The organism is Bradyrhizobium sp. BRP56 (assembly GCF_020194035.1).
In the GTDB taxonomy this organism is placed as follows: domain Bacteria; phylum Pseudomonadota; class Alphaproteobacteria; order Rhizobiales; family Xanthobacteraceae; genus Bradyrhizobium; species Bradyrhizobium australafricanum.
The window spans coordinates 39,353-57,100 of the sequence record NZ_JADYVV010000009.1 but is presented as its reverse complement, the minus strand read 5'-3'; the positions used below and the strand labels follow the sequence as shown (position 1 = coordinate 57,100).

Here is a 17,748-nt window from a genome sequence, read left to right as displayed (position 1 = left end):
TGCGGGAGGCACAAGGCTCCCGCAGCGGCGCGATCGATTACTGGCTGACCGGATCGTCGCCGGAGGTGCGGGGCGTGATGCCATGCTCCTGGGCATAGGCGGCCGCGGACTTCTCGATGATCGGCCGCAGGGACGCCCAGTCCGGCGCGATCCAGTCCGACACCACCTTCCACTTCGCGCCATCCCACTGCTGGAAGGTGACGCGGCCGTCGCCCTCGTGATTGTCCCAAGTGACGTTGATCGAATGGAACAGCCCCTTGGCGCCGAGCGCCTCGACCCGCGCCGGATTCAGTTGCAGATGCTCAAAGCCCCAGCGCACCTCGTCGCCGGTCAGCGTGCGCTCGCCGAACTTGGCCTGCGCGATCCTGATCGCCTCGACGTTGAGGATGCCGTTCACGATGCCGAGGTTGTGGTAGACGCTGCCGATCCGCTTCTTGTCGTCGAGATTGCCCTTCCCTGCGCCATAGACGGTCTTGATCACCTCTTGCAGCACCGGATATTCGGCACCGGAGGCTTGCGTGGTGATCGCGATATAGCCTTTGGCTGCGTCGCCCGCTGGGATCACGTCTTCCTCGGAATTGGACCAGACATTACCGATGATGTGGTCGGCCGGGAAGCCGACCTTCTGCGCGGTCTTCAGCGCCACCGGATTCATCACGCCCCAGCCGCGCAGCACCACATAGTCGGGCTTGGCGCGCCGGATCGAGAGCCACTGCGACTGCTGCTCGTTGCCGGGATGCGGCACCTCGATCTGCTCGACGCTGAAATGATACTTGTCCGCGAGGAGCTTGTAGATCGGGATCGTCTCCTTGCCGTAGGGCGAGCCGTGATAGAGCACGACGATTTTCTTGTCCTTGAGCCTGTCGACGCCGCCTTCGCGGCTCGCGATGTAGTTCACGATACCCGAGGTCTCGCTGTAAGGATTGAGCAGCAGCGGGAAGACGTAGGGAAAGACGCGACCGTCGGTCGAATCGGTCCGGCCATGGTTGACGGTGATCAGCGGCACCTTGTCCTTGGTGATGCGGTCGATCATGGCGTAGGCGATGCCGACCGACAGCGGATTCCAGGCAGCGACGCCGAGCCGGTTCTTCAACCGCTCATAGACTTCGACGCCGCGCTCGACCTCGCACTGGGTCTCGCCCTCGTCCCAGGTCAGTTTTACGCCGTTGACGCCGCCGTCGCGGATATTGATTAGGTTCAGATAGTCGATGAAGCCGCCGAAGAAGCCGGTGCCGCCGGCGGCATAGGGGCCAACCCGATAGCTTTGCAGCGGAAAGAACTGCTCGTCGGCGTGGACCGCCGGTGCTCCAGCAAATGCAAGGACGCCCACTACCCCCAGCGCGAATTTCAAGTGTCGAAACCTCATCGTCAGCTCCTTGATGTGTCAGTTGCAGGAAACGTCTTGCGGAGGCCGGTCCACGCGGCCGACGCCGCGCGAAACCGGTCCCACAGCGCGATCAATCCGCGCGGCTCCGCGATCAAAAAGGCGATGATCAGCGCACCGATCACGATGCGCTGGCTCATCTCCAGCACGCCGGAGTCGAACACGCCACCGAGCAGAGCCGCGCCGAGCCGCGACAGGATCAGCGGAAACACCACGATGAAGGCCGCGCCGAGGAACGCGCCGCGCAGCGATGCCAATCCACCGATGATGATGATGAAGAGGATCTGGAACGAGCGATCGAGATTGAAGCCGGCCGGCTCGACTGTGCGCAGGTAGGCAAAGGCCCACAGCACCCCAGCGACCCCGATCAGGAACGAGGATACGCCGAACGCCAGCAGCTTGGTCCGTAGCAGCGGCACACCGATCACCTTTGCCGCGATCTCGTGATCGCGGACCGCGATGAAGTTGCGGCCGGTCTGCGATTGCAGCAGCAGCAAGGTCAGGATCGTCGCCACCGTCACGACGGCCAGCGAGAACAGGTAGCGGCCCGCCGCGCTGGTGAAGGAATAGCCGGCGATGGTCAGCGCTGGCGCATCGATCACGCCGGACGGATTGTCGTTGGAGAACCAGCCGAACTTGGTCAGCGCCCATTGTACGAAGAACTGCGCCGCGAGCGTCGAGACCGCGAGATAGAACCCGCGCAGCCGCAGGCTCGGCAGCCCGAACACGATGCCGATCGCGGCCGCGACGAGGCCGGCCAGCACCAGGTCGAGCAGCAGCGGCAACTCGGGCAAACGGAGATGCAGATTGTAGGCGGCATAGGCGCCGACCGCGAGGAACGCGGCCGAGCCGAGCGACACCTGCCCGGCATAGCCGGTGAGGACGTTGAGCCCGACCGCGGCGAGCGCCAGCGCGAGGAACGGCGTCAGAACCGCGTCCATCAAATAATCCGAACCGGCGAGCGGGATCACGCCGAACGTAATCACTGCGCCGATGCCGATCAGGATGCGGTCGATGACGGGGAGGGTCTGGCGCGGGTTCGAGGTTGCGTCCATGTGCTAGACCCTCTCGACCAGCTTCTGCCCGAACAGTCCCGAGGGCCGCACCAATAGGAATACCAGCGCGACGACATAGCCCGCCCAAGCCTCGATGCCGCCGCCGACCAACGGGCCGACATAGACCTCGGCGAGCTTCTCGATCGCGCCGATTAGGAGGCCCCCGACGATGGCGCCGGCGATCGAATCGAAGCCGCCGAGCACGAGCACCGGCAGCGCCTTGAGCACCACCAGCGACAGCGAGAACTGCACGCCGAGCCGCGCGCCCCACAGCAATCCGGCGACCAGCGCAACGATGCCGGCGACCGTCCACACGATGGCCCACACCCGCGGCAGGCGAAGGCCGACCGCAAGTGCTGCAAACGGATCGTCGGCGACGGCGCGGAACGACAGCCCTGTCCGCGTGGTGCGGAAGAACAGCGCGAACAGCGCAACCAGGCTGCCCGCCACCGCCGCCGCGAACAGATCGAACCGGCTGATGAAGACGCCGACGATATCGAGCGGCACGTCGCTGATGCCGATGTCGAGGCCGTGGACTTGGGTGCCCCACAACAGCTGCGCCGCGCCTTCGATCACATAGGACAGCCCCAGCGTCGCCATGAACAAGGTGATCGGCGGCTGGTTGACCAGCGGCCGCAACACCGTGCGCTCGACCGCGACACCGAGCGCGACCATGATCGCGAGTGTCGCCAGCAGCGCAAGCGGAAGCGCGACGCCGCGCTCGACCAGACTGACGAAGGTCAGCGCCGCGAACAGCAGCATCGCGCCCTGCGCGAAGTTGAGCACCCCCGAAGTCTTGTAAATCACCACGAAGCCGATCGCGACCAGCGAATACATCACGCCCGACAGCAGGCCGCCCACCAGCACTTCGATGAGGAATTGATAGTCAAACATCAAAGTGCGAGCTCCGTTTCGTCCGCATGCGCGACGCCGAGATAGGCATCGACCACCGCCTGGTCGGACCGCACCTGGTCCGGCGTGCCGTCGGCTGCGGCCATAGTCGAGCACCGCGACGCGATCGGACAGCCCCATCACCACACCGATGTCATGCTCGATTAGGACGATGGTGGCGCCATAGCTGTCGCGGGCGTTGCGGACATGCGCGGCCAATTCGTGCTTCTCGCCGAGCGTGACGCCCGCAAAGGGCTCGTCGAGCAGCAAAAGCGACGGCCGCGCCACCAGCGCACGCGCCAACTCGACGCACTTCTGCAAACCATAGGGCAAGGTTCCGGCGGCGCGGTCGCACACCTCGCGAAGGTGCAGGAAGCCGATGACGTCTTCTGCGGCGGCGCGGTTCTCCGCTTCGATCCGCCGTGCCAGAGGCGAGCCGGCGATCTGGCGCAGAAAGCCGGCGCGGACCCGGTGCGCCACTCCCATCAGGACGTTGTCGCGCACCGAGAGGCCCTTGAACACAGCGAGATTCTGGAACGTCCGCGCCACACCATGCTGCGCCAGCCGCGCCGTAGGTACATGGCCGAAGGAATGCTCGCCGAGCCAGACCCGGCCCCGGTCCGGCCGGTAGAGCCCGCTGATGACATTGAGCAGCGAGCTCTTGCCGGCACCGTTGGGGCCGATCACCGCGCGGATCTCGCCTTGTGCGACCTCGAGATCGATGTCGCGCAGTGCGGCGACGCCGCCGAACGAGAGCGAGATGTCAGCAAGCGCGAGCACCGGCTGGATCTCGCCACTGCCTCGTTTCACGAGCGCACGGTCCGCGACGTCCGCGCGCGCGGACAAGGGCGCAGAGAGAGCCGGCTCGACAAGGGCGCCATCCAATGGAAGCACACCCGCGCTTGCTGCGATCATGGTCACGCCAATGTTTCCCGAATCACTCGGCGGCCTGGACGTGCCGCGCCGCGTCCGCTTCCAGTGCACGCACCAGCGGAATGACGCGGCGGCCGAAATACTCGACCTCTTCCTGGAAATGGAGGAAGCCGAGCAGCACCAGGTCGACCCCGATCTTCTTGAGCGCGATGATGCGCTCGGCGATCTGCTCGGGCCTGCCTATCAGGTTGGTCTTGAAGCCGTCATTATACTGGACGAGATCCTCGAAGCTCGATTTGGCCCAATTGCCCTGACCTTCCGGCGAGGCTTTGCCGGCGTTCTTAACCTCGTGACCGAAGGCATTGACGGCCTCCGGATCGGCCTTGGCGATGATCTCGTTGAGGACGCTGCGCGCCTCAACCTCGCTGTCGCGCGCGATCGCGAACGCATTGACGCCGATCCTGACCGAATGGTTGTTGGCCCTTGCCTTGGCCCTGATGTCATCGACCTGCTTCTTGATCTCATCGACCGAATTGCCGTTAGTGAAGTACCAGTCCGACACCCGCGCGGCCATGTCGCGCGCCGCGCGTGAGCTGCCGCCCTGGAAGATCTCGGGCAGCGGCTGGGCCGGCTTCGGCTTCAGCGTGTAGTCGCTGAAGCGATAGAAATCGCCGCGGAAGGTGAAGCTGTCCTGGGTCCAGATCCCGCGCAGCGACCGGATGAACTCTTCCGAGCGCCGGTAGCGTTCGTCGTGATCGAGCCAAGGTTCGCCGATCGCGGTGAACTCGCCACGGAACCATCCAGAGACGATATTAACCGCAACGCGGCCCTCGGTGAGCTGGCTGATGGTGGCAATCTGCTTGGCGGCAACCGCCGGATTCCAAGGCCCGGGCAGCAGCGCCGCGATCACCTTCAGCTTCGTGGTCGCCGCGAGCAGCGCGTGGCTGAAGGCGACCGGCTCGTGCTGGAACTCGGCGCCATAGCCGGCCGTGAAGCGGATCTGGCTCAGGGCATAGTCGAACCCCGCCTGTTCCGCGATCTGCGCCAGTCGGCGATTGTAATCGATATCCCAGCCGGTTCGCTGCTCGATCTTGCTGATCACGAGGCCGCCGGAAACGTTCGGCACCCAATAGGCGAATTTGATCTGATCATGGTTCGCGGTCATAGGAATGTCCTTCTGAAGTTTGGATTTGCAAGTGTAACGCAAGCAGCACGATGCATTCACGCTGCGGCTGGTCAGCGGGTTACGACACAGTTCGTTCAAGCCGTCACTGAGATCGGGATGATGGGAAACTTTGCGCGATCAGCCCTGATCCGCGCCGGCGCGCAATCGGTGCGTCAACAACACGGTGCGCGATACGACATCAGCTGCGCAACGCAGGTTCGAGATCGGTCAAAGAGGCCCCTGAAAGTCATCCGCGTTCCCCTCGCAAGCATCATCGGCGAGCAACCAATACTCTCAGAGAAAGTTGGGACCAGCGAGTCCAAGCCAAACTCTTTTTCAGCGCGTCCGGGAAAGCGGTATTCTTTTGTTGACGCGAAACGCGACGATTGTTGCCATGCGGGCGAAAACTCGGCTGCGAATACTCACCTGCTGAAGTTAATGGCAAGCGGTTTTGATAGCAAAATCGAGAGCCGTCCAACAAGTGTATCGCTGGACCTCCATTGCATCAGCAGTTGAATTTCCTGCCGTCGGAATAACACAAGCGCGAAGACTGTGGTTATCCATTTGCCAAATCCAAGCAGTTCCTTGCGATGCGGTGTCGCTGGCATAGTTTATCCAATAGGAGGTTGCGGCCGCCGTCGATCGATAGGTTGGATTGGACAGATTACGTTGACCCCCTCTATTCAGAAACGAAATGATCGGCGCTGTCGGGCAGCGAGGGTCTACTTCGCCGCTGAATCTCCCTCATACAGCGAGGCACGTTTGTTTTTCATTTGGTATGCTATCTCGCGGTGAGATCCTTCTCCGTCGAGGCTGGTTCGAAGAACGCCTTTGCCTTTAGATGATTTCGCAGAGCGACTGGCCTGTACGGGCCAAAGCTCGTAAAGTTGCGGACCGAGCTCATCGCAAGCCTTTGATAGGCCGTCTCGTGAAGTAGCGCGTTTTCTAGCACGTCGCGGACCACTTTCGACCAACGGAATGCGGTTCGGTGTTGAATTCCACCATCCAGTCGGGTGTGATGTCAGACAGCCGAGAGGATAGCTTCGGCTGTCACAGGTTGTTGAGATTGCAGAACCTGCGATAAGGCGGCGCCACCTCAAGTTCGAATAAGATCCTCCCGGCTATTGAGCTGCTCCCCACTGTCCCCGGAGCAAAGGGCCGCCGCCACTCCACTGCGCTTCAGGACTGCAAGCAAAATTGTCCGATTCGCAGTCGTAAGCCGCCGATTACCCCATCCACGCGCCGGTAGGACTGCTCGACGAGTGGTTTCGTCTACACTTAGGACCTAACGCTCTGATCCAAAGGCAGCGCGCCCCCACGAGCAACGCGTTCAAGGAATGCCGAAGCGCAAGATCGACAAGCTCGCTCGCGCAAAAGCGCGGCCCGATCCTGCCCAATGGGGTGAGGATGAAGTAATGACCCTTGTCGAGGCCGCGGCAGTGTTCTTCCCACTCGGTCCGTTGACAATATCATCGTTGCGCAGAGCCGCGGCCACCGGGACTCTTGAAATCGCCAAAGTTGCGGGCAAGGATCTGACAACCCCTCGAGCGATCTGCAAATTGGTCAAGCCGTCATGCCGGGCCGCAGAGCCAAGCCGCCACGACTCTGGTTTAGAGAGGACGATGAAACCTGGATCATCCTCGATCGTGGCCGGCAAATCCGCACAGGCTGCAGCCGCGACGACATTGACGGAGCTGCGAAGGCGCTCGAGACCTATATCGGCGAGCGACATACCAGCACCATCGGGGCAACTGACCCGAACGTCCTCGCGATAGCCGACGTCCTCACAGCCTACGAAATTTCAAAGCGGCCCAAGGACACGAGCGATGAACGCGCGTGGGCACAACATGACCTGCTGCTCATTCGCTTGCTCGATCTTAACAACTTTTTTGGCGATAAAACCGTCAGTCAGCTCAAAGCTCAGCTTTGTCGCGACTTTGTCGATTGGTCCACCGGTACTGCGAACGACAATCATAGGAAAGCCGGCATCAAGCCACGCAACGGGACAGTCTCTGATCAAACCGCACGACGCCGACTCGAAGATCTACGCGCTGCCGTGAACGCCTACCACGCCGAGCATACGCTCACCGTCGTTCCAAAGGTCACTCTTCCTCCTAAAGCCGAAGGACGACACCGATGGCTAACGCGCAACGAGGCAGCGCGCCTACTCGGAGCAACAATCGGCTACGTGTGGGACACGGAGCAGGAAACGTGGAAGCGCAGCGAGGATGGCGAGCTCGCGCGCCGGGAGCGGTGGATCATTCGCCGTCGCTATCCCGCGGCGCGCTTCTGCCTGATCGGTATCTACAGTGCTCGTCGCGAAGAGACCATCCGGCGCACCCAGTGGCTGCCAACAACGACCCATCCATGGATGAACCTTGACGCGATGGTCTACCAGGGCAAAGGGGCGCTGGAGCAGTCGACCAAGAAACGGCGGCCGCCGGCAAAGATCGCTAGCCGCCTGCGTCCGCATCTGATTCGATGGCGCAGGATCGACCAAGCTCGATCTGCAGAACTCCGCGCCTCAGGGGTTATGAGAGACGGTGAACAAATCCGGTTCGTCGTGAACCGCATGCACGACGGCCAGCCGCTTGCCGGCAAGATCAGGTCAGCCTGGAATGGTATTCTGGAGGACGCCGGGCTGGGCGACGACGTCGTCCGGCATTCACTGCGCCATACAGCGGCGACATGGTTGATGCAGGCGGGCGTCGACATGTGGGAAGCCGCTGGCTGGCTCGGCATGACCGTTGAGCAATTAGAGGCCAACTATGGCCATCACCACCCGGACTTTCAGGAAGAGGCGGCGGAAGCTTTTGGGGCAAGGCGCTGAGCTGACCACTACTCTGCGCGAGCTATTCGTGCTTTGATATCCGCCAAATCAGCTCGTAGGTCCGAAGGGAGGACTTGTGGTGCTCGATGGTGTTCAATGTAACATCCCGACAGGGGCTAGTTCCCTCGCGCTTCCCGATCGTCTTTTTTCCGATTTAGAACAGTACAAGTCCGACGCGGACCGCTGTTCGACGTCCTTGACGGGTGCTTCGAGGGCGACAGACATGGCTGCCGAGCTTCAAATCGTTGCGCATTTCGTTGCGCACAAAAAACACAGAACCTATAAGTGCTTGAAAGAATGGTCGGAGTGGCAGGATTCGAACCTGCGACCCCTGCGTCCCGAACGCAGTGCTCTACCGGGCTGAGCCACACTCCGACTGAGGGCCGGCTTATAGCGTCGGGTTTCGGGGACCGCAAGGGACCACGAGCCACCCAATTGAGGAATCTAGTCACAGTGGATACAGGTCTGAAAACGCACGTTTTGTCCGCAGGCGCCGCCGCCACGGCGACCGCCGCCGGGGTCCTGGCCGAGGGCGGCCTGGTGGCGTTTCCGACCGAGACGGTTTACGGCCTCGGCGCCGATGCCGGCAACGCCGCCGCGATCGCCCGGCTTTACGAGGCCAAGGGCCGGCCGGCCTTCAATCCCCTGATTGCCCATGTCGCCGATCTGGGCGCCGCCCGCCGGATTGCCCTGTTCAATGGGCAGGCCCTGCGATTGGCGGACGCGTTCTGGCCGGGTCCCCTGACCCTGGTGCTGCCGAAGGCGCTGTCCTGCCCGGTTGCGGAACTCGCGACCGCCGGGCTCGACACGGTCGCCATACGCATCCCGGCCCACAAGGTGGCGCGCGACATCATCAAGGCTTTCGGCGGTGCCGTGGTAGCGCCGTCGGCCAATCTCTCCGGCCATGTCTCGCCGACCACCGCCGAGCATGTGAACGGCGATCTCGCGGGCCGCATCGACCTGATCGTCGACGGCGGGCCGGTCGAGGTCGGCGTCGAATCCACCATCGTCGGCTGCTTCTCCGATCCGGTACTGCTGCGACCGGGCGGGCTGACGCGCGCAGAGATCGAGCGTGTGCTCGGCCAGCCCTTGCAGTCGCCGCCGCAAGACGCGGAAAGCGACGTCCAGCCGGTCGCCCCCGGCATGCTCGCGTCGCACTACGCACCGCGGACACCGGTCCGGCTCAATGCCAGCGACGTCCATGTCGGCGAAGCCTTGCTGTCGTTCGGGCCGGCGAAGGTCGCGCGGCGCGAATGCGCCTCCGTGGAGATGAACCTGTCCGAGCGCGGCGATCTTGCCGAGGCCGCCGCCAATCTGTTCGGCTACCTTCGCACCCTCGACAAGAGAAACGCGGATGCGATCGCGGTGACGCCGATTCCCGAGGAGGGATTGGGCGAAGCCATCAATGACCGGCTGCGCCGCGCAGCCGTTGGGCGGTAACAAGCATGACCCGGACCGGAACGGCCGCGTTGGCGCCAAGCGGGAACCGGTTTTCCCTCGCGACAAACGCGAAGCGTTTGCGCGAAGGGCATGCTTAGGCAAAGATCCCCGACTGAGTGAAAGACCAAGAAAAAATGAACATCGTCCAATCAGCGGTGCCGCCGCTTCCGCCCGAATTGCTTGAAAAATTCCGCGCCATCGTCGGCGCGAAATATGCGGTGACCGACGCCGCCGACATCGAGCCTTATGTCACCGAGGAGCGTGACCTGTTCCACGGCCGCTCGCCGCTGGTGCTGCGCCCCGGTTCGACCGCCGAAGTCGCTGCGATCTGCAAGCTCGCGACCGAGCACAGGATCGCGCTGGTGCCGCAGGGCGGCAATACCGGCCTGGTCGGCGGCCAGACGCCGCACAATGGCGAGGTCGTGGTCTCGCTGCGGCGTCTCGACAAGATCCGCGATATCGATGTCGAATCCAACACCATGACCTGCGAGGCCGGCGTGGTGCTGCAAATCGCGCAGCAGAAGGCAGCCGAGGTCGACCGGCTGTTTCCGCTGTCGCTCGGCGCAGAAGGCAGCTGCACGATCGGCGGCAACCTCTCGACCAATGCCGGCGGCACCGGAGCGCTCGCCTATGGCGTGGCGCGCGAAATGGCGCTCGGGGTTGAAGTCGTGCTGGCTGACGGCCGGGTGCTGAACGCGCTGTCGAAGCTGAAAAAGGACAACACCGGCTACGATTTGCGCAACCTCTTCATCGGCGCCGAAGGCACGCTCGGCATCATCACCGCGGCAACGCTAAAGCTGTTTCCGCGGCCGCGTGCGGTCGAGACCGCCTATGTCGGCTTGGCTTCGCCGGCGGCCGCACTCAAGCTGCTGTCGATCTCGCGCGATCAAGCGGCCGGTGCGTTGACGAGTTTCGAGCTGCTCGCCGACGTCGCGGTCGACTTCTCGATCCGCCACGGCATCGATATCCGCGATCCGCTTGAGAGCAAGCACCCCTGGTACGTGCTGATGGAATTGTCGTCGTCGCGCGACGACGCACGCGACACGCTGGAGGCGATCCTGGCCCAGGGCATGGAGGACAGCATCGTCGATGACGCTGTCATCGCCGCCAATCTGAGCCAGCGCCAGGCGTTCTGGAAGCTGCGCGACGAGATGTCGGCGGCGCAAAAGCCGGAAGGCGGCTCGATCAAGCACGACATCTCGGTGCCGGTCGCCGCCGTGCCCGCCTTCATCGAGGAAGCCAATGCTGCCGTGGTGAAGCTGATCCCGGGTTCGCGGCCGGTGCCGTTCGGCCATCTCGGCGACGGCAACATCCACTACAATGTCAGCCAGCCGGTCGGCGCCAACGCGGCCGACTTCCTCGCGCGCTGGCACGACGTGAATGCCGTCGTGTTCGAGATCGTGCTGCGGATGGGCGGCTCGATCTCTGCCGAGCACGGCATCGGCGTGCTCAAGCGCGACGAACTGCCCGACGTAAAGGACAAGGTCGCGATCGAGCTGATGCGGCAGGTCAAGGCGATGCTCGATCCGCTCGGCATCATGAACCCGGGCAAGGTGCTGTGACCGAGCAGGCGACGATGCCCTCCTCCTCTGCCTCCCTCACCATTGCACCGATCACCGATAACGACATCGCCGATGTCGTCGCGCTGTGGCAGGGCTGCGGCCTGACGCGGCCGTGGAACGATCCCGCCGCCGACATCGCGCTGGCGCGGCGCGGACCGAACTCGGCCGTGCTGGTCGGCCGCGACGCCAACGCGATCGTCGCGACCGCGATGGTCGGCCACGACGGCCATCGCGGCTGGGTCTATTACGTCGCGGTCGATCCCAACCGCCAGGGCAAGGGACTTGGCCGCACCATCATGGCGGCGGCCGAGGACTGGCTGCGCGCCGCCGGCGTGCCGAAGCTGCAACTGCTGGTGCGGCGGGAGAACGCCAAGGCCGGCGCGTTCTACCAATCGCTCGGCTATGACGAGTCGACCTCGGTGATGCTGGCCAAATGGCTCGACGGGCGCGAAGCGACTCCCTGAGAGCGTTGAGGACCGACGCATGAGCATCGCCGACCGCGTCCGCGTCAAGCACGTCGAGCTGCTTTCGAAGCGCCGCTACGAGCTGAAGAGCGCGACGTTCGACTACCGGCGCGCCAACGGCGAATGGCAGACCCAGGTGCGCGAGGTCTACGACCGCGGCAACGGTGCGGCGCTGTTGCCCTACAACCTGACGACCCGCAGCGTCGTGCTGGTGCGCCAGTTCCGCTACCCCGCTTTCGCCAACGGCTATGACGATCTCCTGATCGAGGTTGCCGCCGGCATGCTCGACGATGCCGAGCCGGAAGCACGCATCCGCGCCGAAGCGGAGGAAGAGATCGGCTACCGGCTCGTGCATGTGCGCAAGGTGTTCGAGGCTTTCACGTCTCCGGGCGCGGTGACCGAGATGCTGCATTGCTTCGTCGCCGAATACGATGCCGCGATGCGCATCGGTGACGGCGGCGGGCTCGCCGACGAGGGCGAGGACATCGAGGTGCTCGAACTCTCGATCGACGACGCGCTCGCCATGATCAGCGACGGCCGCATCGTCGACGCCAAGACCATCATGCTGCTGCAATACGCCGCGCTGCATCTGTTCAGGTGAACGCGGCTTCGCGCACTCAACGCTTTGGACTAGTTGTCCCCGTCATCCCTGCGCAATGGCTATGCCATTGTCGCTGGAGGTGCGAGCCACTTCGGCGAGCCTCGAAGGATGAATCGGCCACCAGCCGGGCCGTGCATCCTTCGAGACGCGCGAAGACGCGCTCCTCAGGATGACGGGGATAAACTGAACGAAATGCTCTACCGCATCGTGATCGCAAGGCCGCTCAGATCGGCGTTGGCCATCAGACCGACCTGGTGGCCGGTCAGTTCGAGCACCGCGCCCTTCTGGTTGGTCAGCACGATCGCGCGCGCCCCGCGGCCGACGGCAAGCCCTGCGCCGGCCGCACCGTAGACGCCGGCAACGTCGGACGGACGGTTGATGTTGCTGACCCGGCCGCGCAGCACGGTCTTGGAGCCGCCGAACACCAGGCCGTAGTCGAGGCCGCCGGTGGAGAGCCGGTAGGAGCGGCCGCGGAAGGTCAACACGCCGCTGCCGCCGGAGCCGCCGATGATCCAGCCGGCCTTGTAGATCGTGAGAGTCACGAAGCCGCTGTCGGCGCGGGCCGCGGAAGAGAACGCAAGGCCGGTGAACGCCAGCAGCGCGACAAGCGCAGCACGCAGGGTGGATGAAGATTTCATGTGCGGTCTCCCCAGGATTTACTCACGTCGATTTGCTCTCGTCGATTTGCTCGCGTCGTGACACGGCTGCGAATCGCGATGCTCCGACTGTAGCAAGCGCGTAAACAGGCGCAATTTGGCACAGCGATGGCCGATTTGTTGACGGGTGCTTTCGCACGACCGGTGTTGAACCTGTTCCCGGGGTTGCAATACTCACTGCATGTCCGGGGCGATCGGCCCCTGAGCTCCAGGATTGCCCCGTGGAGCATTCATTTTTCAAACCGGAGATTTCCCATGCGTCGTCTTGCGATTGCCTGTGCCGCCATTGCCGCCACCGTGTCCGTGCTTGCTGCGGCAAGCCCGGCAAGCGCCACGCCCTATCATCTGATCCGCTGGCAGGACACCGGCTTCTGCCAGATCTGGGACCAGAGCATCCCGACCACGCCGTGGCCGGCGAACTTCTCCATCGTCAGCGAGGAGCTGCCGACCTTCGACGCTGCGTTCAGCTACAAGACCGGCCTCCTGAACAACGGCACCTGCGCGTTCTGAGCGAACGCCATTCGATCACGCACAGGGCGGACACGCGGCAACAGCGCGGCGTCCGTCCTTGTGCTGTCAGATATGACGCGATCCAGCGTCAGTGATGCTTGATCAGGGCGTCGCGCGCGGCGGCGAGTTCGAGGAATGCCGCGCCGTTGCCGCCACCGTCGGGATGCACCGTCTTGGCGGCGCGCTTGAAAGCCTGATGGACTTCGGTCGCTGCGAGCCGGCGGCCGAACGGCAGGCCGAGCAATTGCCGGTACTGCTCCTCCTGCGTCAGCGCCTTCGGCGCCAAGCCGCGCCGGCCGAACCGCGGCGCCGACAGCATGTGCAGTGCGTCGTTGACGATGCCGAGACGGCGCAGCGCCATCGCTTTGGTGCGGCGGTCGGCCGATTTCATCGCCGCCTGGCGCAGGATCGGCAGCACCTGTGCGGCCGCATGCCGCAGCGTCTCGTCGATGTCGGTCGCGGCGATCTCCGCGACCATTTTGGCCATCTCGCGGTAGTCGGGATCCGGCGCCGCGCAAAAGCGCTCGATCGCAACTTTCCAGTGTCTGATATTCGGGTCCATGTCCGCGGTCCGTAACTGTCATCCGAATCCGGATAACAGCAACGCGCAAACGCGGCTTGGCGTTTCGGTTGGCGCAGTTTTGAATAGTGTTGTCGACAACGCTCACAAATCAGAACGAGGAAACGCCATGGCCCTTCTCGACAATCAAATCGCCGTCATCACCGGTGCGGGCTCGGGCATCGGGCGCGCCATCGCACTGGGCTACGGCCGCGAGGGCGCGCGCGTGGTGCTGCTCGACATGAACGGCGATGCGGCGGCGGAAGCGGCCAGGGAGATCCGCAATGCCGGCGGCAAGGCGGAGAGCTTTGCGCTCGACGTGACCGATCGCGACGCCTGCGTCGCGATGGCAAAGCAAGTGGCCGACAAGGTCGGGCCGGTCTCGATCCTGGTCAACAATGCCGGCATCGCGCGCCGCAACGGCATGCTCGGCACCGACGAGGAAGTGATCAAGGATTGGGAAGACATCATCTCAATCAATCTCACCGGCGTGTTCAACGTGACGCATTCGTTCCTCGCGCCGCTGCGCAAGAACAAGGGGCGCATCGTCAACATCGGCTCGATCCAGTCCTTCGTGCATCTGCGCACGCCGAGTTCGCCAGCCTATACTGCCTCCAAGCACGGCGTGCTCGGCTTCACCAAGGCGTTGGCCGCCGAGCTCGGCAAGGATGGTGTGCGCGTCAATGCAATCGGGCCGGGCTTCATCGAGACGCCGTTGAACGAGAAGGTGCGCGCCACCAATCCCGACCTCGTCAAGGTCTTCATGGACCACACCCCGCTCGGCCGCGCCGGCAAGCCGGAGGACATCGTCGGCCCCTCCATCTTCCTCGCCTCGGACCTGTCGGCCTATGTCTCGGGATCGATCGTGATGGTCGATGGCGGCTACCGCACATTGTGACGGATGGAACCGCAATCGTGGCGATTTCTGGGTATTTTGCTTACAGAGCAGGGAGTTAGGGGCGCGTTAAGGGCTTGTTAACCAAACCGGCACACCGTGGATCTACGGGGTAGTTGGTTCTCGATGTCTTCGCTTCACCGACGAAGCGGGCGTTGATCGGGAGGAGTTCATGTCTTACGCGTCCACCGTACCGTCGCCGGAAGCTCTGCTGCCGTCGCTGGCTCCAAATGAAATCGTCCCACTGCTGATCGGCGCGACCGTCGATGAAGTCGAGCGCGAGCTCGTGCTGCAAACGCTTGCGCGCTGCGACGGCAACCGCACCCGCGCCGCGCGCGTGCTCGGGCTGTCGGTTCGGACGTTGCGGAACAAGATCCGCGAATATTCGGCCGACGGCATCGACGTGCCGCTGAGCGAGCACGCCGCAGCCTAGAGCAAGATCCGGGAGCGCGCGAAGCGGCTTTCCGGGAAGATCGTGCTTGGACAACGAGCTAAGCGTGATGACGATTCAACCGGATCGCATCACGCTTTGCGGCACGTCGACGCTAGATCGGCAGGTCGATCGAAAGCCGCCGCCAGCGCGACAATAGCTCGCTGCCGTCGGCATCGAGGCAGCGAGCGAGACGCACCTCGGTCGTCGCGGCCTGTTGCAGCGTCTGCGCGACCAGCGCCGTCGCATAGTCCCAATAGTCGCGCCGTCCCTTCGGATCGTCGTCGACCAGCGATTTTGCGAGGATCTCGACATAGATCGCAGCGACGGCTCTTTGCCAGAGCTCACCTGCGCGCTCGCCCTCCGCCGAGGGCGCGCCGGTCCGCGACTGCCAGGCCAACCAATAATTTTCCTCCGCGCCGCCCCAAGCGGATGGCAATAGCGATGGATCGAGGCATGGCGAGCGACACTCAAGCGGCTGCATGCCGCGCGCGTCGCAGAAGAAGCAATAGCCAAGCTTGTCGTACCAGCTGACGCGCAGCAATCTGCGAATCTCGGTCTGTTGATCCGCTGCGAGCTGCCTGATGCCGGTCCGTTCGAGATCGCCGATGATCGCCGCCAAGCGATCGCGATCATACGGCTCGACCTCGAGCACCACGCCGATATTGCGCGGAAACAGCCCGTCGAGCATCTCGATCATTTCGCGATAGAACCGGCCCGCCAGGCCGCCGCCGCGCCACGCCTTCGCGACGCCGACATAGTTGCAGTAGATCAGCTCGCTTGCGTGATCGTAGGTGAAGAAGCCGAGGCCGATCGCGCGCCCTTCCGCGCGCAGGATGAAGCAGCGCGAGTCGAGGCAGTATGACAGCTTCCGACCGCCGACGCTGAACTCTCGTCGTTCGCCGACATCATCTGACAGCACCCAGCGCACAATGTCGTCGGGGGCGTCGCGCTCGTTCGGAGGAAACAGCCCGGCATATAGATCGAGGACGCCGGTGTTGCGAAACGCCGCTTCGTCGCGCAGATCGTGCCGCGTCACCACGATGTCGAACGTCAGCGCCCCTGTTGCGTCGCCTGCAACTGCCCCGCGCCTGTCGTTCAGAATCCGCAACGCGTCCTCCCGTCACGATCTTCGCATCGAATTATGACTGTTGATCGCTTGCATCAGCCGCGCCCGGCAGAATTGAAGCCGTCATCCAACCTCTGTTACAAGCGGCTTGAAATCGCGACGGAGCATATCAGTGGCTGACGAGACAATCTCCCGCCAGGGGTCACGAGGGGCGCAGGGGCCGCAGGGCCGTCAGGGCGAGCCGGGTCGGCCCGGTCCGCAAGGACATCCGGGGCGGCCGGGGCCGGAAGGTGCGCGCGGCAAGCCGGGTCCGCAGGGCAAGCCCGGACTGGTTGGGAAGGCGGGGCCCCAGGGCAAGCCGGGAGCGCAAGGCAAGGCGGGCGTGCAGGGTCCGCGCGGCGAGGCTGGCCCACAGGGACCGCAGGGACCGGCCGGTCCGCGCGGTGAAGCCGGCCCGCCCGGACAATTGCCGTCGATCGAACAGGTGATGCCGTGGCTGCACATGATCTTCGACGCCTGGGAAGACTACAAGCGCACCAAGGAGCGTGAAGCCGCCGAGTTCGCCGAGCGCGATGCCGCCGAGCGCGCGGCAGCGGAAGCGATCGCGCTTGACGTCGACGCCATCGACTTCGCGGAAGATGACGACGAGGACGACGATCACAAGAAAAAGAAGAAGCACCGCAAGAAGGACAAGAAGTAATCCTTCTTGTCCTCGCGCGGCGACACGGCCAGCTCTGTCCGTGCCGCGCCCGATGCCTACGGCTCCGCGCCCGGATTGGCCGGAGGATCGGAGGGTCGAGCGAGGTGCATGAGCTGGAAGACCCAGCGCATGGCGTAATACCAGGCAACGCCCGCGAGCGCCCCGCAAGCCGACAGGATGATGACGTTGGCAAGGTCGATCGTCCCGCTCGACCACAGCATGCCGCAGGTCCAGAGCACGGCGAACGCAATCGAACAGGACGTGAGCAGGGCAGGCTTCATGGCGTTGCTCCGGGATCGGGTGAACGACACCGATGCCCGGACGCGTGGCGCCGTACCGTGATCTGCATCACGGTGCGCCCCGCCCTCAGCTAAACCGCAGGCGCGAACGCTCCCTCGCCTTCTCCGCCTCCACCTCGCGATCGCGCGCCGGTGCCGTGGTCTGCAACGAGATCAGGAGCCTGCGCGCGGCATTCGAGACCTCGGTCACGGCCAGGTTGAAGGCGGCCTCATTGGACTGCGACGGCTTGTTGAAGCCGGACAGTTTGCGCACGAACTGCAGCGCCGAGGCGTGGATCTCGTCCTCGGTGGCGGGCGGCTCGAAGTTGAACAGCGTCTTGATATTGCGGCACATGTCGGTCTCCCTCGCCCGCGGCAACGGGGCG

The 17,748-nt window shown here is 63.9% G+C and carries 19 protein-coding genes, 1 tRNA gene and 1 pseudogene; 10 read left to right on the top strand and 11 right to left on the bottom strand.

Features of this window, described 5'->3' with window-relative positions:
- Positions 1-37: 37 nt before the first annotated feature.
- From I6F38_RS08860 to sfnG, 5 genes and pseudogenes are all read right to left on the bottom strand, one after another.
- Positions 38-1,366 (bottom strand): ABC transporter substrate-binding protein, encoded by a 1,329-nt coding sequence (locus I6F38_RS08860; RefSeq protein WP_225160043.1) that lies wholly within the window; start codon positions 1,364-1,366, stop codon positions 38-40.
- A gap of 2 nt (positions 1,367-1,368) precedes the next feature.
- Positions 1,369-2,439, bottom strand: coding sequence for a branched-chain amino acid ABC transporter permease (locus I6F38_RS08855; RefSeq protein WP_016848255.1), 1,071 nt, complete (start codon positions 2,437-2,439; stop codon positions 1,369-1,371).
- A gap of 3 nt (positions 2,440-2,442) precedes the next feature.
- The gene (locus tag I6F38_RS08850; protein WP_018273351.1) at positions 2,443-3,333 is read right to left on the bottom strand and encodes a branched-chain amino acid ABC transporter permease; all 891 of its coding nucleotides are present in this window, start codon (positions 3,331-3,333) and stop codon (positions 2,443-2,445) included.
- Positions 3,333-4,245: pseudogene (locus I6F38_RS08845) on the bottom strand (ABC transporter ATP-binding protein). The gene I6F38_RS08850 and the pseudogene I6F38_RS08845 overlap by 1 nt, the downstream one beginning before the upstream one ends.
- Before the next feature lie 22 nt (positions 4,246-4,267).
- Positions 4,268-5,368, bottom strand: a complete 1,101-nt coding sequence (sfnG, locus tag I6F38_RS08840; RefSeq protein ID WP_225160042.1) for a dimethylsulfone monooxygenase SfnG — start codon at positions 5,366-5,368, stop codon at positions 4,268-4,270.
- Positions 5,369-5,485: 117 nt separating this feature from the next.
- Here sfnG and I6F38_RS08835 point away from each other — a divergent pair, with 117 nt between their 5' ends.
- Positions 5,486-5,884 carry a hypothetical protein gene (locus I6F38_RS08835; protein WP_143279022.1) on the top strand — a complete coding sequence of 133 codons (399 nt, stop codon included), beginning with the start codon at positions 5,486-5,488 and terminating at the stop codon, positions 5,882-5,884.
- A gap of 1,057 nt (positions 5,885-6,941) precedes the next feature.
- Positions 6,942-8,198: a tyrosine-type recombinase/integrase gene (locus I6F38_RS08830; RefSeq protein WP_097672841.1), complete on the top strand. Its 1,257-nt coding sequence runs from the start codon at positions 6,942-6,944 to the stop codon at positions 8,196-8,198.
- 298 nt (positions 8,199-8,496) lie between these two features.
- Here I6F38_RS08830 and I6F38_RS08825 read toward each other — a convergent pair.
- A tRNA-Pro gene (locus tag I6F38_RS08825) sits at positions 8,497-8,573 on the bottom strand.
- A 105-nt stretch (positions 8,574-8,678) separates the two neighbouring features.
- Here I6F38_RS08825 and I6F38_RS08820 point away from each other — a divergent pair.
- The 4 genes from I6F38_RS08820 (at position 8,679) to I6F38_RS08805 (ending at position 12,265) form a co-directional block, all read left to right on the top strand.
- The gene (locus I6F38_RS08820; RefSeq protein ID WP_225160041.1) at positions 8,679-9,638 is read left to right on the top strand and encodes an L-threonylcarbamoyladenylate synthase; all 960 of its coding nucleotides are present in this window, start codon (positions 8,679-8,681) and stop codon (positions 9,636-9,638) included.
- Between the two features lie 134 nt (positions 9,639-9,772).
- Positions 9,773-11,200 (top strand): FAD-binding oxidoreductase, encoded by a 1,428-nt coding sequence (locus tag I6F38_RS08815; RefSeq protein ID WP_225160040.1) that lies wholly within the window; start codon positions 9,773-9,775, stop codon positions 11,198-11,200.
- Positions 11,201-11,214: 14 nt separating this feature from the next.
- Positions 11,215-11,664 (top strand): GNAT family acetyltransferase, encoded by a 450-nt coding sequence (locus tag I6F38_RS08810; protein WP_225160039.1) that lies wholly within the window; start codon positions 11,215-11,217, stop codon positions 11,662-11,664.
- Between the two features lie 19 nt (positions 11,665-11,683).
- Complete coding sequence (locus I6F38_RS08805; protein WP_225160038.1) at positions 11,684-12,265, top strand: NUDIX domain-containing protein; 582 nt, start codon at positions 11,684-11,686, stop codon at positions 12,263-12,265.
- Positions 12,266-12,462: 197 nt separating this feature from the next.
- Here the strand turns inward: I6F38_RS08805 and I6F38_RS08800 are convergent, their stop codons facing one another.
- Entirely contained in the window at positions 12,463-12,903 is a 441-nt protein-coding gene (locus I6F38_RS08800) for a hypothetical protein (RefSeq protein WP_225160036.1), read from the bottom strand.
- Positions 12,904-13,176: 273 nt separating this feature from the next.
- Between I6F38_RS08800 and I6F38_RS08795 the strand changes: the two genes are divergently transcribed.
- On the top strand, positions 13,177-13,431 hold the full coding sequence (locus I6F38_RS08795) for a hypothetical protein (RefSeq protein ID WP_225160034.1): 255 nt from the start codon (positions 13,177-13,179) through the stop codon (positions 13,429-13,431).
- A gap of 88 nt (positions 13,432-13,519) precedes the next feature.
- On the opposite strand, the gene I6F38_RS08790 is transcribed toward I6F38_RS08795, so the two are convergent.
- On the bottom strand, positions 13,520-13,993 hold the full coding sequence (locus I6F38_RS08790; protein WP_225160033.1) for a hypothetical protein: 474 nt from the start codon (positions 13,991-13,993) through the stop codon (positions 13,520-13,522).
- 127 nt (positions 13,994-14,120) lie between these two features.
- On the opposite strand from I6F38_RS08790, the gene I6F38_RS08785 reads away from it, so the two are divergent.
- Both I6F38_RS08785 and I6F38_RS08780 read left to right on the top strand, forming a co-directional pair.
- A complete protein-coding gene (locus I6F38_RS08785; RefSeq protein WP_225160032.1) occupies positions 14,121-14,888 on the top strand; it encodes an SDR family oxidoreductase in 768 nt (255 codons plus the stop codon).
- A 169-nt stretch (positions 14,889-15,057) separates the two neighbouring features.
- Entirely contained in the window at positions 15,058-15,318 is a 261-nt protein-coding gene (locus tag I6F38_RS08780) for a helix-turn-helix domain-containing protein (RefSeq protein ID WP_016840962.1), read from the top strand.
- Positions 15,319-15,430: 112 nt separating this feature from the next.
- On the opposite strand, the gene I6F38_RS08775 is transcribed toward I6F38_RS08780, so the two are convergent.
- A complete protein-coding gene (locus I6F38_RS08775; protein ID WP_225160031.1) occupies positions 15,431-16,426 on the bottom strand; it encodes a hypothetical protein in 996 nt (331 codons plus the stop codon).
- A 130-nt stretch (positions 16,427-16,556) separates the two neighbouring features.
- On the opposite strand from I6F38_RS08775, the gene I6F38_RS08770 reads away from it, so the two are divergent.
- Positions 16,557-17,084 carry a collagen-like protein gene (locus I6F38_RS08770; RefSeq protein ID WP_057019139.1) on the top strand — a complete coding sequence of 176 codons (528 nt, stop codon included), beginning with the start codon at positions 16,557-16,559 and terminating at the stop codon, positions 17,082-17,084.
- 56 nt (positions 17,085-17,140) lie between these two features.
- On the opposite strand, the gene I6F38_RS08765 is transcribed toward I6F38_RS08770, so the two are convergent.
- Complete coding sequence (locus tag I6F38_RS08765; protein WP_092087309.1) at positions 17,141-17,365, bottom strand: hypothetical protein; 225 nt, start codon at positions 17,363-17,365, stop codon at positions 17,141-17,143.
- A gap of 85 nt (positions 17,366-17,450) precedes the next feature.
- Complete coding sequence (locus tag I6F38_RS08760; protein ID WP_225160030.1) at positions 17,451-17,717, bottom strand: DUF2277 domain-containing protein; 267 nt, start codon at positions 17,715-17,717, stop codon at positions 17,451-17,453.
- Positions 17,718-17,748 lie beyond the last annotated feature (31 nt).